General features: G+C 47.1%; 12 protein-coding genes. All 12 read right to left on the bottom strand.

Annotated features, from left to right (window positions below):
• Positions 1-17: 17 nt before the first annotated feature.
• The 12 genes from OHJ21_RS25295 to OHJ21_RS25240 all read right to left on the bottom strand — a co-directional run bounded on the left by OHJ21_RS25295 (position 18) and on the right by OHJ21_RS25240 (position 15,882).
• The gene (locus OHJ21_RS25295) at positions 18-1,421 is read right to left on the bottom strand and encodes a sensor histidine kinase (RefSeq protein WP_100540380.1); all 1,404 of its coding nucleotides are present in this window, start codon (positions 1,419-1,421) and stop codon (positions 18-20) included.
• A complete protein-coding gene (locus tag OHJ21_RS25290; protein WP_326117386.1) occupies positions 1,421-2,122 on the bottom strand; it encodes a response regulator transcription factor in 702 nt (233 codons plus the stop codon). Before OHJ21_RS25290 ends, OHJ21_RS25295 begins: the two co-directional genes overlap by 1 nt.
• A 176-nt stretch (positions 2,123-2,298) precedes the next feature.
• Entirely contained in the window at positions 2,299-3,630 is a 1,332-nt protein-coding gene (locus OHJ21_RS25285) for an ABC transporter substrate-binding protein (RefSeq protein WP_486021473.1), read from the bottom strand.
• Positions 3,631-3,990: 360 nt separating this feature from the next.
• Positions 3,991-6,219, bottom strand: coding sequence for an ABC transporter ATP-binding protein (locus OHJ21_RS25280; RefSeq protein ID WP_486021472.1), 2,229 nt, complete (start codon positions 6,217-6,219; stop codon positions 3,991-3,993).
• A gap of 13 nt (positions 6,220-6,232) precedes the next feature.
• Positions 6,233-6,763: a DUF1854 domain-containing protein gene (locus OHJ21_RS25275; protein WP_486021471.1), complete on the bottom strand. Its 531-nt coding sequence runs from the start codon at positions 6,761-6,763 to the stop codon at positions 6,233-6,235.
• Between the two features lie 7 nt (positions 6,764-6,770).
• The gene (locus OHJ21_RS25270) at positions 6,771-8,984 is read right to left on the bottom strand and encodes an ABC transporter ATP-binding protein (RefSeq protein ID WP_486021470.1); all 2,214 of its coding nucleotides are present in this window, start codon (positions 8,982-8,984) and stop codon (positions 6,771-6,773) included.
• 251 nt (positions 8,985-9,235) lie between these two features.
• Entirely contained in the window at positions 9,236-9,367 is a 132-nt protein-coding gene (locus OHJ21_RS25265; RefSeq protein ID WP_486021469.1) for a hypothetical protein, read from the bottom strand.
• Positions 9,368-9,606: 239 nt separating this feature from the next.
• Positions 9,607-10,785 carry a DUF4317 domain-containing protein gene (locus tag OHJ21_RS25260; protein WP_486021468.1) on the bottom strand — a complete coding sequence of 393 codons (1,179 nt, stop codon included), beginning with the start codon at positions 10,783-10,785 and terminating at the stop codon, positions 9,607-9,609.
• A gap of 493 nt (positions 10,786-11,278) precedes the next feature.
• Complete coding sequence (locus tag OHJ21_RS25255) at positions 11,279-12,856, bottom strand: hydantoinase/oxoprolinase N-terminal domain-containing protein (protein ID WP_486021467.1); 1,578 nt, start codon at positions 12,854-12,856, stop codon at positions 11,279-11,281.
• Positions 12,853-13,968, bottom strand: coding sequence for an S-methyl thiohydantoin desulfurase family protein (locus tag OHJ21_RS25250; protein ID WP_326117393.1), 1,116 nt, complete (start codon positions 13,966-13,968; stop codon positions 12,853-12,855). Before OHJ21_RS25250 ends, OHJ21_RS25255 begins: the two co-directional genes overlap by 4 nt.
• A gap of 4 nt (positions 13,969-13,972) precedes the next feature.
• Entirely contained in the window at positions 13,973-15,262 is a 1,290-nt protein-coding gene (locus OHJ21_RS25245) for a cytosine permease (protein ID WP_486021466.1), read from the bottom strand.
• Positions 15,263-15,300: 38 nt separating this feature from the next.
• Complete coding sequence (locus OHJ21_RS25240; RefSeq protein ID WP_486021465.1) at positions 15,301-15,882, bottom strand: TetR/AcrR family transcriptional regulator; 582 nt, start codon at positions 15,880-15,882, stop codon at positions 15,301-15,303.
• Positions 15,883-16,041: the final 159 nt, after the last annotated feature.

Below are 16,041 nucleotides of genomic sequence, written 5' to 3'. Positions count from 1 at the left end.
ATGAAGTAAAACCTCCGTCACAACTTATATGGCGAATAGGACTTCACCAGCAGCTCGTTTTTGGGCGATCGGACTAACGGAATATCAATTCGAAACATCGAACCCTCACCTATCTTACTTTCTGCTTGAACAGTTCCCCCATGAGCTTCAATCAGTGCTTTAGCAATACTTAATCCAACTCCAATTCCACCTGTATCTCTAGTACGGGCTTTATCTGCCCGATAAAACCGGTTGAAAATAAGCGGCAAATCATGCTCAGATATCCCTATGCCGTTATCTCTACAATAAATAGTAACCATTTCTTTGTGATCAATCGTGACTCCCACATCGATGCTCCCTCCAATTGCCGTATACTTGATCGCATTGGATATAATATTCGTCATAATTTGGACGAAACGGTCAGGATCTACTTCCACGTGACAAGGGGTATAGATGGTATGCAGGGTAAAATTTATATCTTTGGATTTAGCTAAGAAGATTAAATTCTCGTAAACATCCTTCACTAGATTACGGATATCGATTAATTCGGTATCCAGCTGGAATTTAGCTCCCTCTGCTTCAGACAGTTTTTCCACATCATCCACAAGGCGGCATAGCCGATCAATTTCGGCGTAAATCCGATTTAAATTCTCTTCATTCGCTGGATAAATCCCATCAATAAGCGCTTCCATTCTGGATAACATCGAAGTTAGCGGAGTACGAAGTTCATGCGTTAAATCTTGCATCGATTGTTCCCGCCAGTGTTCTTGGTTATTCAAATCTACGACAAGCTTATTCATCGAAGTAATTAGCTGATTCAGCTCCAACGTTCCCGTTTCCGTAATTAAAGTGTCCCTATGCCCCCCAGCAATACGTTTCGCCTGAAGGCTGCTTAAACGAAGCGGCTTCGACAATCGCTTGGCAAGAAGATAACAGATAACTACTATAAGACATAATAAGATGATGGCAACACCACCGCTACCTCCCAATAAAGCAGACGAAAAAAACGATACGGAAGGAAGATTGAAATCATGATCCAAATCAACCGTAGCATCCAAAACTCCGATTAACTGGCCATCGACATAAATCGGACTGCTCGCCGTGAAGGGCCGGCCATATTGCTGAATTTCCAGCCCTGAATCATACAGAACTTCTTCATGGTCCGGAGCATAATAACGTACGCTCATTGAATATACATTAACTGCCTGTTTAAGCCAGTCCATCTTCTCGATCGATAGCTTGCCCGGTTCTAGATGAGTGCGCAAAGTAAAGGCAATTTTCTGCGTTTGATCCTCTACAAACTTCATCTTATAAACCTCTATGGAACGATCAAATGAAACACGGAATAAGAAATAGGCCGCTAACAAAAAGAACAAAGACGTCAAACTAAGGGTGATAAAGAGAATGCAGTGGGTCTGGCGTAATCTATTCCACAGTTCCATTAGTAATCATCATCCGGATGGAACGTAAATTTATACCCCGCACCAATTTTAGTTACAATATAAACCGGATTTTTATGATCTTCTTCAATTTTTTTGCGGATATTTTTAATATGCGTATCTGTCGTTCTCCCGTCCCCAATATCTCGATAACCTTGAACTTCATAAGATAAATCTTGTCGACTGTATAACTTATTTGGTTTTTTGAGCAAAACACTTAACAGCTTAAACTCTGTAACCGTTAAATTCACGAGTTTACCGTTTACATATACTTCCTTCGATTCAAAGTTGATTTGAAGTCTTCCTTTGTTAAATCGCATCACAGTTCGGCTATTTATAGAGAGCATATTCATTCTTCGCTCCAGAGCTCGAATTCGAGCGATGACTTCTTTCATACGGAAAGGCTTTGTAATGTAGTCATCCGCACCTAGATTAAGACCATTAATCGTATCGATTTCTCGAGCCTTGGATGTAATCATAATGATCGGCATGCTGGAAGACCCTCTTACTTTCCGACAAACTTCTTCCCCTGGTATGCCATGAATCATCAAATCCAGAATTAACAAATCAATTTTAAAGTTATGAATTTTTTGCAGGGCATCATTACCATCTTCCGAGGTATATACCGTCCAACCTTCATTCACCAGATATGATTGTAATATATTGCAAATTGATTCATCATCCTCAACGATTAAAATGTTCATGCTATATTTCTTCTTCCCCCCATAATTTAGTAAACTCAATATCCATATATTCTATCACCTAACAGCCTTCCCTAAAATAAGCAGCACGAATTAAAAATAAGAACAAGAAGAAGTAGGCATTTCTTATACAAGCCTGCTTCTCCTTATTTAATCATAATCTGGTATAATGCATGACTTTATTTCTTGCTCTCTTTCTCTTTCAATAACGCATCATATTCCTCTACCATTTTGCGTAAAAATGTGTTTATGTCTTCCTTGTCGTTCAATTTAATAAACTCTGCCGTCTTATCATCAATAATGTTGGCTTCGTAATAGAAAATGTCTGGACCAAAAGGTGAATAGACCGGTTTAGCCGGTTCTCCTTTATAGGCAGCATCAATGTTATAAACGCCTACATTATCTTCGCCCGCCATATATTGTCGTATTTCAGCGTTCTTAACCACTGGAGGAGCTCCGCCAATGGATAAATTCTTCTGGTTCTCATCAGAAACTGCGAATTCTAACACTTGAAACGCCTCTTTAATGTGTTCACTGTTCGGGTTAATAGCCAGTGTAAGCGGTACGTTGTTTGGCAATACACCCGGAAGCTCGCTCCAGCTTGGGTACGCAGACATACCGAAATTCAAACCTTCTGTATGAGCATATAAATTAGCACTGTTTACAAAGGACAGGATCATGGCGACATTCCCTTTTTCAAAGCCAAAATCATCCTTCTCTGATTCAGCGGGAACATTGTCCGGGATACTCACGACACGATGGATTAAATCAAAATATTTAGCGAAAGCAGGATCTTTCTCAAACATAATTTCTCCTGTTTCCGGATTTGTACCAGGAGCGGATAACTGAAGCATCGCTTGGGATAGGCCACGTGTGGCTAAGCCAACGTATTTGCTGTCACCATGCTTTCCTGCAAGCTTCGCTGCCTTATCGAGAACTTCATCCCATGTTGGTGTTTCACTTGGATATTCAATACCCATCTTATCGAAAATATCTTTGTTATAGAATAGATTCACGACAACATCTTCAAATGGTAAGCCAAGTAATCGGCCCTGCTGTTCCGGATCACGTAATCGAATGGCATCAATTGCGCCATCACGGAATTTAGTCAAATCCAGATTACTTTCAGCAATCAAACTATCCAAAGGATAGGTCATTTCCAACTCGTTTAATGTCACGAACGGATCGGTTACGAGCATAATATCTGGAGAATTATTCGCGGCATTGGCTTCCTGGATTTTCTCAGCAGATGCAAATGCACCAATATGTTCGATTTTAATATTCGGGTATTTTGCCTCCAGTGCATCCGAAAGTCGGCTTTTAACTTCTTCCGCACCCCAAGGTGTCATAAATTTAATCGTCACTTGCTCACCTGAATCGGTTACATCTTCTGTCTTATTCTCATCCGATTTAACTTCATCACTATTTGGACTTACGCATGCAGAGAGTAAGATTGAAACAAGGAACGTAGAAATAAGTAACATAAACCGTAGTTTTTTGAACTTTTTCATAAAATGCCCCCCATTCGAATTGTAGGCTCACCATGTAAGCCCTTACACTAAATCGTACAGAATATACATTTAGTGACGCGCCCCCTCCTTTGGATATGTCAGATGAATGGATTAGATATAATGTATCAAAAAATTCATAATCCGGTGTGAATTTCCAGTGATTATCATGTGTGTTTCGTGTGAATTTTTAATATAACTGTGGACAAAGGACTCGCCTTTCGTTCCCTTTCCATCGCTTCAAGCATTTATGACCGAACTCCCCTCTTTGGATAAAGAACCTATCCCGACAAAGACCGGGATAGGTTCTATCTTTTTGGAATCAGGGCCGCTTATCCTCCGGGCTTGCAGTATCCGAATGCATCAAGTATGCAAGGTGGGCTCCAGCACCCGTTCGGTTTGGGTCTTAGACATGTTTCGCTGGGCCGTTACCAGCTTGTAATATATTCCTTGCTTCTCGATTAATTCTTCATGGGTCCCGATTTCTGCAATGACTCCTTTATTCAGTACAAGAAGTCGATCCGCATTTTTCAATGTGACCAGTCGATGTGCTATGGCAATGGTTGTCCGGTTCTTGGTGACACGCTGCAGCGCTTCTTGGATTTCCGACTCTGTCTCGATGTCTAGCGAAGCCGTTGCTTCATCCAATATTAGGATTCTAGGATTGTTCAACACGGCTCTAGCAATGGCAAGCCGCTGTCTTTCACCACCTGAAATATTATTCCCGTTCTCCTCCAGTTTGGTATCATAACCGTCTGGGAACTGGCTAATAAAATGATGAGCATTGGCAATTTTTGCAGCCTGTATCACTTCTTCCATCGTTGCCTCTGGTTTTGAATACTTGATATTATTCATGATCGTTCCACTGAACAAAAATGTCTCCTGCAGCACAACCCCGATTTGAGAACGTAAATCCTCCTGCTTGATATCTCTAATATCCACACCGTCGATGCTTATCGTTCCTTCATTGACATCATAGAAGCGGGTGATGAGATTGATAAACGTAGACTTTCCCGATCCCGAGTGACCAACGAGTCCTATCATTTCCCCCTGCTTGATATCGACATCGATGGACTTGAGCACGGGTTCATATGATTGGTATCCGAAGGTAACATTCTTAAAACTTATCGTCCCATCGATCCTGTGCTTCGTGGACTTCGCCGTGTCGATGATCTCCGGCTGTTCATCAATGACAGAGAATACACGCTCGACAGAAATTAGGGCGTTCGCGATCCATCTAGGCATATTCATTAACCATCCAAGTGGGCCATAGATCATGGCTGCGTAACCCGTAAACTGAACTAATTCGCCAAGGGACAGCCTCCCGCCCAGAATCATATTGCAGCCTACTAGCAATACAAAATATTGTCCAATCTGGATCAAGTAATGAGAAATAGGCGATAAATAACTGTATACTTTTTCACTTTGGATTGTAGCTAAGGCATACTCCCGATGATAGGCTCTGAACCGCTTAATCTCCCGCGCCTCTTTACCGAATGCTTTAACCACTCGAATCCCGCTCAGCACATCATGCAGGAATGAATTGGCTTTATCATGAACCCGCCACTGCTTGCGAAAGAGCTTTCTAAGCACGACTTTCCAAACAAAATATTGAATATATACAACGATGGGCGCCGGCAAAATAATAATAAGGGCAAGCTGCCAATCGGTATGAAATAGCAGGAAACTCACAGCGGCCAGCATAATGACTTGATAAATAGCCATCGAAAATACTTCTTGAATCAAATTCCGGATGCGGTCTGTATCAGAATTAATTCGGTTCATGATATCGCCAGCACGCTGCGAGGTTAAGAATCCAAGCGACAAGCTTTGAACCTTCTCAAAGACAAAATTACGCAGATCCGCTGCAATTCTTGAGCTTACACGGGCCATAATTCTACCCCTTAATACCCCTAGCAGCTCTCCTGCCACTAAACCAAATGCAATCCCCGCGACAGCCATTAGAAATATCCGCGTACTTGGGTTTACGCCGTCTGGCGGCTGCAAAGCCGAATTCACGAGTATTTTTTGAAAATAAGGGCCTGTTAACGTAACAGCCGACATGATTAATAAAACGGCGAGTGCCGTGATCAATATTTTCCAATGCGACTTCGAAACGTCCCAGAGTTTCTTAAAGGCAGCTCCTTTATTCATACACTTCGGGCATAACCTAGTACCTTTAACAAGGTAGCCGCCACATTGTGAACATACACTCTCGCTCTCATTGTTGTAGATTCGGATCTTACTGTTCGAAGCCATGTAATTCAGAATTTGAGCGATGTAAGAGAGCCTTGCCGCATGCTGCATCGTGCACCGGATGATGATCCTCGGGGTCTGCATATGCGTCGCCTCCATGATCACATTGCCGATTAAAGGAACAACCTTATAATCATGTGCCTCATGAATACCACAGGTTTCGGTAACTGTCCCATTGTCTACGTGGACCCACTTGGTCTCCCCAATCACAAAGTAACCATCCGTTCTTCGGCTGTCAAACGATAAATCGGCGGGGACGCAATACGTAATATTTTCTCCTAAGGCTTGCTGAACAGCTAGAAGATCTTGCTCTGATAGCTTAAATTGAAGGTTCATCGCAGCCCCCCCCCTATATATACATTTCCACCAGTCGATATTCCTTTTCGCTTAGATGCTTGATATCCTCGATGACGAATCGGTTCCCATACACATCGATAATTAATAGTTTACGATCGGTTACGAGCTTCACATTCCCTCCGCCGCTGCGAACCGTAAACCGTACACTCCCGGAAACGGTTTCGGTTTCCCAGTAGGAGTACCCGAATTCTTCTTTAATTCTGATCAGTTTCGTTATCTCAGGAGCAAAATATCTCATTTTTATTTGCGCCTCAAGCAGGCTAACGGTATCCTTCGGAAAATCTTCATCCAAAGACTTGATGATGCCAATTTCTTTATTCTCACCTGTGCGTACCGATATATATACTCTTCTATTGGTGTGTGGGAAGGAGCAGTGCAAATATACCGCCGGATATTTTTCATCATTCACTTGAACCATAAGCATTTGGCCTTCTGTTTTTGTAAACACTGTGTTATCAGCCGTTAAATAATTCATGCTCGCTGCGACAGACAAATCGGATTGATTAGGTTCCGTGATATGCATTAAAAGATTAACCCACCCTTCTCATGCTCAGCGCTTCATCATGCTTTTGTACTAAGCCATGGTATATGCCTTTTATCATCATTAATTGTTCATGTGTCCCTTCTTCAACAACCTTGCCTCCATCCATAACCAGTAAGTAATCCGCATTTCTTAATGTAGACAACCGATGTGCAATCGCTATCGTCGTTCTGCCTTGAATTAACGTTTCAAGTGCTTCTTGAATTTGAAGTTCCGTCTCGGTATCCAGTGAGGCCGTTGCTTCATCCAGGATTAAAATTTTGGGATTATGCAGAACCGCTCGTGCGATGGATATTCTTTGCTTTTCTCCACCAGATAGAATATGACCTCCAGTACCTACGATCGTGTCATAACCATCAGGCAGCTTTTCAATGAAATCATGCGCATTCGCAATTCGAGCAGCGTTAATGATGTCATCCATCGAGCATTCAGGATCAGCGTAAGCAATATTCTCGGCAATTGTTCCCATGAACACATATAGTTCTTGCGACACAATCCCGATATTTTTACGCATCGTATCGATTTTGAGATCCTTCACGTTAACTCCGTCTATCATGATTTCACCATCTGTAACATCATATAGGCGAGAAATCAGATTCACGAGTGTGGATTTACCTGCACCCGAATGTCCTACGACACCAATCATCTGGCCTGGTTTGGCATGCATTGACACATCTTTCAGTATCAACTTGTTCGGCTCATAACCGAAGGTGACATGGGAAAGTCGAATATCACCATTCAAGCGCTCCAGAGGAACCGCATCCTCCCTTTCAACAACATCGGAAACGGAATCCTGTATTTCAAAAATGCGCTGTGCCGCACTCATACAACTGGACCACCAATTGACAATGTTATTCATAAACTGCAGTGGACCGTACAGCATGTAAATATAACTTACAAAAGTCATAATTTCACCGAACGAGAGACTACCTTGCATCACTCTCCAACCACCGAAAGCCCAGATTAAGATGCCCCCGAATTGAGTAACAATCGTTAATATCGGGAAGATTGTACTGCTCATCAGGTTAAAGGACTGTTCCGATTCAGAATAGGATGAATTCGCTCTCTGGAAACGCTCAAGCTCTTGACGTTCTTTTCCAAATGCTTTTACGACTCGCGTACCCTGTATCGTATCACTGATCATGGCGTTGAGCATGCTCACACGTCTGTGTCTCCGCCAAGACAACCGCCAAAGCTTAGGGAACACCCATCGGATCAGCAGCAAGACAAATGGAATCGGGATGAAGCAGATCAATGTGAGTTTCCAGTCCATAATCAACATAATGGTTGTAATACCGACGATATTCATGGCATTGACGATAAAGTAAGAAATGCCATCCACGAAAAAATACTGCAATTCTTGCGCATCATTGCTAACCCTGGTCATGAGCTGACCGGTTTGTTTTTTCTGAAAAAAACTAAGCGATAACCGCTGCATCGCAGCGAACACGCTTGCCTTCAAGTCAAATACGACATTCGCCGCCAATCTGGCATTGATCATGCTAAATAGAACCCCGAACAATAAGGAAATCGTTCGAAAACCGAAAATGAGTAGGATCACGAGACCAATTCGTCCAGCGAAGTCCCCGGTATTCCCAAGTGCTTGGTCGAACAATACCGTACCTTGCAGATAGGGTATGGCAAGGCCTGTAGCCGAATTGAGCAGCATAAATAGAACAATGAAAAACATCAAAAGTTTATACTGTCCAGCAAATCTAAGCAGCCTAGAGAAGATGGCATGCTTCTTCATACATTTCGGACAAATTGGCCTGCCTTCTTCGGGATATCTCATTCCGCATGTTGGACAAGTGATGTTCTCCTGACGATCTTCAACATCTTCATCGCGAATGTCTTCTTTCTTCTTCATCTTAGTAAAGATCGAGACAAACTTGGCAGCACTCCCCATCTGTCCATTCGTAAATGCTCCGATGGCCCGCTCCTCGCCCTCTTTTAGAACAAGGATACCGGAGGCGATTAAATTGACGGTGAATGCGGTTTCAATATTGTCAATATCAATGGACTCTACATTCGCCTCATCCCCTGGGAATGACACAACGAAAAGCTTTTCCTTACTCAGAATTAAATACGTACTCGCGAAACCTTCGCCATCCAACCTTCGATCACATAACATCCAGTAGATAACGTCATAAGGTTCATGAGGTTGTATCGCGACAAGCACTTCATGCGGTAAACTCTTGATCATGGGCTCCCCCTTTCTTCATTAGATAAATCCATAATTTCGAACAGATTTCATTTAGATTTTTTTACTCGTTTATCCTTGCATAGGACTTCCTTATGTATAGAAGGAAGTCCTTGTAGTAGAACCCAAAAAGGTATTTATCCCTTGTAAATATATTATCAACTAAGATGTGAAGATAGTGTGTGTTCTTAGGTCTCATCCAGCCAAAGCTCGTACCAGTCCAGGAAGTTCGCTTCATAGGTGAAAACCGCCTTTCAGCTATCCAGGTCGACATAGATCCCTTTGCTCCGGTATTCCCCTGTTTCGTAGCTGCAGCCTTGCTCGCCGATATGGAGCAGCCCCGGATACTTATCTTCATCATCATCCTCAAGAAGGATTTCGCTCAACTACTCGCTAAGGGAATTCCCCTCCATTCCTGAGGAAACACGAGGCTCAAGCAAACAAAGAACCCATCCGAAGAATCCGGAAGGGCTCCCACCTCACATTTTTTCTTCTTCTGCGCTTACAATTGCTGAATCAGAAAGGAATTTTCCAAAAGGCAAAAAACAAACAGACCGCCATCCAACTGTGGGATAGCGGTCTGTTCCTACGTACGATACCTGATCTTGTCTGAAATGGAACTGATTTAACTTAAAAGCGTCTCTGAAGCTAGCGTAAACCCTTCAATCGCGACATCTTCGTCGACTTCAATCATGATGCAGCGTTTACCTTGGAAATTCACCTGTTTGACATACCTTAAATCCTGCGGGCTAATCGAAATCGTAGCCACCTTGGTTTCGATCTTAATGGATTTGGAAGTATACTTCGGCATGACGCTGGTTGCTTTCATTTCATAGTTCTTGTTGTCCACGATGGTTTCGAATGCCCGCTCCACCTTCTCGGTCGTCACGTCCTCCACACCGCTTGCGTTCAATACGCGCTCCAGATCTTTATAATCCAGCTTCGGAGGTTCTTCCTCCTTCGTCTCTTCGTTAATTTCGATCACCCGGTTGATTTCCTCGTACACCTGGGCAATGGTGGCTGAATCGAGCTGTTCGCCGGCCACTTCCTTGACGATATCTTCGAAGATCGCTCGCTCTTCCAGTGCCGTCACGGATCTTTCTCCGTTCAAGACCTGTTCGACAAAATGCGGATCCGGAAAATTCGATTTTCCCGTACAATACAAAATACGATTCACATCGGAATAATTGTCCGTCACGCTAGGATACAGGAATCCTTGCTCCGGCGTGCTTAACTTGATAATCGGATCTACAATGACATTGTACTTGAACTCCCGCTCCACATAATCGAACAAGAGCGTCTTCCGTTGTTTCTCCGTAGAATTCACGCTGCATAAAATGAACGGATGGGCGAACACCTCGTTCTTCTCGCTCTCTTCCGCTTCATCGTTTCTCGCCTTGGTCGGCATATAATACTGTCCCCGAACGAACGTGACCACCATATCCCGCTCATATTGGGCATCCTTCAGCATTCGATCCACCAGCATCAGCATCAAGTCCTGCCATTCTTCCGGATCACCCGACACGAGAGCTTGGTGAAGCATGACCTGCGCCGGTTCCTCCGCTGCTTCCTGAAACCTTAATTCGAACAATTTTTGATCCAGTTCGCCGGTCAGCAGTTTTTTGAAATTCCCCATGTATAACTCTTGCTTCTCCCGATCCACCAGCTCGAACGGCAGGCGCTCCCAATGATAGATTTCATTCGTTTCATTCGTAATATAGACATTGAGAATATCGTAAATATTCATTAAATCGTGATCCAGCTTAAATTGCTTGCGTATATTGGCGACTTCTTTTTTGTTCATTTCGGATTCGGCAGCTCCTTAGATATATTCTAGCTTATATAGTATAAATTATTGGAACGTAAATTGGTAAGCGATCTTGCGGCTTGCATTGCTGTGCCTAGGGTCCATTCTCCTGTGCACCTGATCCTCTATTGTTGCATATTTGATTACCCGAGTCGAGGACCTCCCCTTGAAAAAAGCCTCTGACTTCACTGTGTGTATTTTCCTTATCTCGGACCCGCAGCATCATGGAAAATATCAAAAAGAAGACAAGCCGCTTGATTATCGGCCTATTGATGGTTCCCTGCTTTTCTTGCGCCAAGTTCATCAGGGGAGTCATGCTCTCGGAATAAAAAAATGGTGATACGGGTTCGTTCCGTATCACCATTTCATGTTTCATGTTACTCTGTTCGCACGCCGTTGCCGCCGAACACCGATATCCGAACGCTCGCTAGCTATGCTCACACTCCTCATGTGGCCGTAAAGCTGCCAAGCGAGGCTAATGCCTTGCGCGTTACAGCTTACCCGCAGCTTTCACTTTCACAAGCAGCGCATTGCCCGGTAAATACGCAATCGGAATGTCCTCGACGGACACAATCTGTACGGTCTCCGGATTCGCGCCAGCGGCAGCTGCCTCGTTCATGGCGCTTTCCTTCGCAGCGCGGATGACGTCGTCATAGCTCCAGTCGTCCAGCGAATAGATTCGCTCCGACTCGCCGCTAACCTCACCCAGCGCTGCGCCGATCGCGTTCGCCGCATCATAGTTATCCGGCCGAATGATTCGGCTTGCCCCTGCCAGCATCTCCGGTACCAACAGACTGCCGCCACCGACCAGAATGACATCGACCGGGTCGGCACTCGTTTTCATCCGGTCTATGGCATCCTCCAGAATCTGCTGCATGACGGCATCCACCTTACCGCATACAGCTTCGTCCACGGTATCCGCGTTTGTGCCCGGCCATGCTGCACGGCCCAGCTTCACGGCTACGTCCGTCGTCGTCAGCGTATCTCCGCCAAAAATGCGGGCCCGTGTCGTCAGCTTGTAGCCCACGCTGTCCGGGCCAACCGTTACACCACCTGCATCGTCCAGCCGGACGATCGTCCCGCCGCCGAGGCCAATGGACAAAATGTCCGGCATCCGGAAATTCGTGCGAATGCCGCCGATATCCACCGCTGCCGACGACTGGCGCGGGAAGCCTTGCACGAGCACGCCGATATCCGTCGTCGTGCCGCCGATATCGACGACCAGCGCGTCGCTCAGCCCGGACAAATGCGCCGCGCCCCGAATCGAATTCGTCGGTCCGCACGCAATCGTCAGAATCGGGTAGCGGAGTGCATATTCGCTCTTCATCAACGTGCCGTCATTCTGGCAAATGTACAGCTGCGCATGGATGCCGAAGCCGTTCAGCGCTTCCTCAAAGCCGCGCACCACGCCCGCAATGACTTGCAGCAGCGCCGCATTCAGCACGGAGGCATTCTCCCGCTCCAGCAATCCGATGCTGCCGATCTCGCTGGAGTAGGTAACCGGCATGTCCGAACCCAACACTTCGCGCACGATCTCTCCAACGCGCTTCTCCTGCTCTCGGTTCACAGGAGCAAATACGCCGCATACCGCCACAGCGTCGACTTCGCCGCTCATCCGGCGGCACAGTTCGGCGATCTCCTCTTCATCAAGATTGGCGATCTTGCGGCCGTCATACTCATAGCCGCCTGAGGCGACATAGCTATACGGCCCAACTGCCGCGCGCAGCGATTCGTCCCAGCCGGCCAGCGGCGGAACGGCTGTCGTTGCCGGAGCGCCGATACGAATCAGGCCGACCCGGCCGAGATGCTTGCGTTCCACGATCGCATTTGTGCAATGCGTGGTGCCGAGCATCGCATAGCGAATGTCTGCTCCATCCACGCCGCTTTCGTGCAGCAGCCGGCGAACGGCCTCCACGATGCCTTCATTCACGTCGGCAGTCGTGTGTACCTTCACCTTGTGCACGCAGCGCAAGTCGGAATCCAGCAGGGCAGCGTCCGTATTCGTTCCACCCACGTCAATCCCGATACGGTAGACCTGGTTTGTGTCAGTCGTAGTAACCTGCGTCATTTCGCCGCACCTCCTTTCGAAGCCAACGTCTCGATCGGCACGTAATCAAAGTCATAACCGAAGTATCTCGGCCCGGCCGTCTCGATGCCTTTCGGCGTGCGCCATTTGTCATCGCATGGCAAACCTGCTGCCGTCACCCGGGCACCATACTTCAAGTTCTCCGTCGTCACCGGCATACCCGTATCCTGATCCAACAGCGTAATCAGGTCAGGCGTAATGGCGAGCGGTTGATCGTCAACGGTGGCGAGCAGGAACTCATTCTGGAAAAACAGCCGCATCGTTCTTCCCTTGTTCTCACCGGTACCTTCGAATACCGCTTCGCCGCGCGTAAAGCCGCCGTCCATGCGGCGACGGATATCCACGGCCTTGCCATGGAACAAGGCATGGCCATTCAGCTTCGCGAGCAATTCGCGCACAGGATTCAGCTTCCGCTGCTTCGCTTCGAACAGCGTCCGCCCGATCTCATAGGCGAGCGTCAGCGTGCCGCCGATCGCGCTCTGCTTCACCTGCGCGCCAGATACCGGATAATCGCAGATGGAGGCAGACCCCCCCATCTCCACCGTCAGCGCACGCGCCATCCGTTCTTCCCACACGCCGTCAATCGTATGCATCAGCGCGCTGTTGCCTCGCTCGTCCGCCATCGCCACCGGGCTGCACGGGATGCCTTCCAGATGGAACGTCACCATCTGCGATTCGGGAAACGCACGCCCCATCGCATCGGCATCGACGAGCGGAATTCCGCGCTGTGCCGCCGCAATGACCGGAACGAGCGAGTTGCCGCCGCCGACCTCGATCGGCATAACGGCATCCACCTTGCGGCCGAGTTCTCTCTCCATCAGATCAAGCGGCTTGGTCAGCTGTTCAGCCGAAGGGATTTTCTCCAGCATCACCGTCGGTGCTCCGATCATCGATACCGGCACGATAAGCCCTTCATCGTCCAACTCTTCGAGCTGGGCGATTCGAACCGGGCCAAACTTGCGGATCGCCTCCATGGCCATCAATTTTCCGACATGAGGATCTCCACCGCCGCCCGTGCCAAGCACCGCAGCTCCGATCGCGATATATTCAATGGCCTGTTCATCCAATGTGGTTAATCTGGTTGCCTTGTTCATGCCTTCATCCCTTCTTTACTACCCATTTGCCTATGATTGCTTGTACGATAAATGCCATCAAGAAGCTGTCCAGTGCCGGAACCTGCGTCACCTGAAACCATCCGAGCCCATCCGGGGCCATCGTTGTCATGAACCCGAAGAACGTGGCTATGACCCATACGACGATGGAGCGGGGAATCCAGCTCCGATTGCTGTCCAGCCCGTCAAACGAGAATCTATTTTTGTTCACCAACAAATACTCAGCCGTATAAATGCCGCCCAGCGGTGCGACAAGCATCGTAATGTACGTCAGGAACGTCATGAAACGGTCATAAATACCAAAGCAAGCAAGTGCTGTTGCAATTAAGCCTGCAATAATCGTGATCACGGATTTAGGCACCCGTTTGAATACAACGGAGAAACCCAGCCCCGCGGAATACAAATTGTTCGTATTGGTCGTCCATTGTGCCAGTGTCAGCACGATAATCGCCGGAATCCCGAGTCCGAGCGTCAGAAGAATGCCCGTCAGATCGTCGGAATCCATCGTACGCGACAGGAAGATCGCAATGATGGTCATGAAGCTGTTGCCAACAAAGAAACCGATAAACGCTGCGGTAACCGCATGCTTTGGCGTTTTGGCCCAGCGCGCGATGTCAGGGGACAGCGCCGTTCCCAGGATAAAGATACCGATGACCAGCGATATCGCCGTCCCCATCGGCAGGGCCTCACCCTCAAACGGTGACCAGACGGTGCTTCCCCCTTCCCCGTTAAGCGCCATCACCAGCGCGATAATGATAAACACGACGAGCAGCGGTACCGACCAGACGCTTAATTTTTCAATCGCCCTGTAGCCCCAGATCGCTGTGGACATCATCAGAAGTCCGCCAATGATCGACAGTACCCAGAGCGACCAATGCCAATCCCATAGCTCGCTTAACGCGGTCTGGAAGTTGGAAGCGAAGAAGCCGACCTGAACGCCGAACCAGCCCAGCGATGAAATGCCGAGAATGACCGAGACGATTAACGCCCCTTTGTTCCCAAACAGAAAACGGCTGATCATGGCCGTCGACAGGCCCGTTTTGGCTCCCACATATGCGCAGACAGCCCCGATTATACCCAATATGGCTGAACCGACGATGACCGCCGTAAGCGAGTCACCGATGCTCATGCCCGCGCCGAGCTGCGCACCCAGAAACATTGCAGACAGGTCAATACCAATCGCAATCCAGACAAATGCCATCGAGAGCCACGATTTCCGCAAATGCTGGGGTACGGGCTCCCGTTCGTAATCTTCTATTTTCGTATCGTTGCTCATGTTCCACCCTCTGCTTTCTGTACCATCTTGTTGATTGCCTAAGCTTCGACGGATCTCCAGAACATCTCAAAGGCATGTTTCAGTTTCCGTTCGAACAGCTCCGGCGATTTATAGTAGTAATATTGCATGCCCAGCCCGTCCATCAAGGTGAGGTACGAATCCACCAGTGTCTCCATCGGGACGATGGCCAATTCGCCGCGATCCAGACCTTCCTGCATGATCTCGCCGATAATGCTGCTCAGAAGCGTATCGAAACGCCCAAACGCCTCCTGCATCCGATCCAGCAAGAAATCCGGCGGGAAAATTAAGTACCGGAAGGCAAATGCGGCAAGCTCCCGCTTGTCCCGGTGGAAATCGTATTGGCGAAGCAGCAGTGCATGCAGTTTTTTCTCCGTACGCATTCCTTTGCTGGTTTCTGCCATCGCTTGGATATATTCGTTATAAGCGCTCATCGATTCTTCGAAAACGGTCATGAACAGATCTTCCTTGCTTTCGAAAAAGGCGTAGATTGCCGGTGTTTTGACGCCGACCTCCTTCGCGATTTCCGATAATGCCGTACCGTCGTAGCCCTTCTGTCCGAATAACCTCAGCGCAGCTTCTTTCAGCTTCGTTCTGGTCATGTTCATCCCCTTTTCTGTATTTTAATTAACGTTAATTAAGTAGATTATACAACTTTCTGCATAAAAATCAATTCATTTCATTGCTCTGCCAAATTGTCTTCCAATCCTTATACGTTCAACATTCAAGCAGGCAATATGCCAAGGTGGATAAAATACCCA

It is taken from the genome of Virgibacillus sp. LDC1, assembly GCF_025792345.1.
In the GTDB taxonomy this organism is placed as follows: domain Bacteria; phylum Bacillota; class Bacilli; order Paenibacillales; family Paenibacillaceae; genus Paenibacillus_AQ; species Paenibacillus_AQ lautus.
The sequence above is the reverse complement of the archived record's forward strand: the minus strand, read 5'-3'. Positions and strand labels throughout refer to the sequence as shown.

What these genes read in the sequence shown, in the direction of transcription:
- OHJ21_RS25295 (WP_100540380.1), bottom strand. Translation starts at nt 1,421, where the DNA reads ATGGAACTGTGGAATAGATTACGCCAGACCCACTGCATTCTCTTTATC.
- OHJ21_RS25290 (WP_326117386.1), bottom strand. Translation starts at nt 2,122, where the DNA reads ATGAACATTTTAATCGTTGAGGATGATGAATCAATTTGCAATATATTA.
- OHJ21_RS25285 (WP_486021473.1), bottom strand. Translation starts at nt 3,630, where the DNA reads ATGAAAAAGTTCAAAAAACTACGGTTTATGTTACTTATTTCTACGTTC.
- OHJ21_RS25245 (WP_486021466.1), bottom strand. Translation starts at nt 15,262, where the DNA reads ATGAGCAACGATACGAAAATAGAAGATTACGAACGGGAGCCCGTACCC.
- OHJ21_RS25240 (WP_486021465.1), bottom strand. Translation starts at nt 15,882, where the DNA reads ATGACCAGAACGAAGCTGAAAGAAGCTGCGCTGAGGTTATTCGGACAG.
- OHJ21_RS25270 (WP_486021470.1), bottom strand. Translation starts at nt 8,984, where the DNA reads ATGATCAAGAGTTTACCGCATGAAGTGCTTGTCGCGATACAACCTCAT.
- OHJ21_RS25255 (WP_486021467.1), bottom strand. Translation starts at nt 12,856, where the DNA reads ATGACGCAGGTTACTACGACTGACACAAACCAGGTCTACCGTATCGGG.
- OHJ21_RS25250 (WP_326117393.1), bottom strand. Translation starts at nt 13,968, where the DNA reads ATGAACAAGGCAACCAGATTAACCACATTGGATGAACAGGCCATTGAA.
- OHJ21_RS25260 (WP_486021468.1), bottom strand. Translation starts at nt 10,785, where the DNA reads ATGAACAAAAAAGAAGTCGCCAATATACGCAAGCAATTTAAGCTGGAT.
- OHJ21_RS25280 (WP_486021472.1), bottom strand. Translation starts at nt 6,219, where the DNA reads ATGAACCTTCAATTTAAGCTATCAGAGCAAGATCTTCTAGCTGTTCAG.
- OHJ21_RS25275 (WP_486021471.1), bottom strand. Translation starts at nt 6,763, where the DNA reads ATGCATATCACGGAACCTAATCAATCCGATTTGTCTGTCGCAGCGAGC.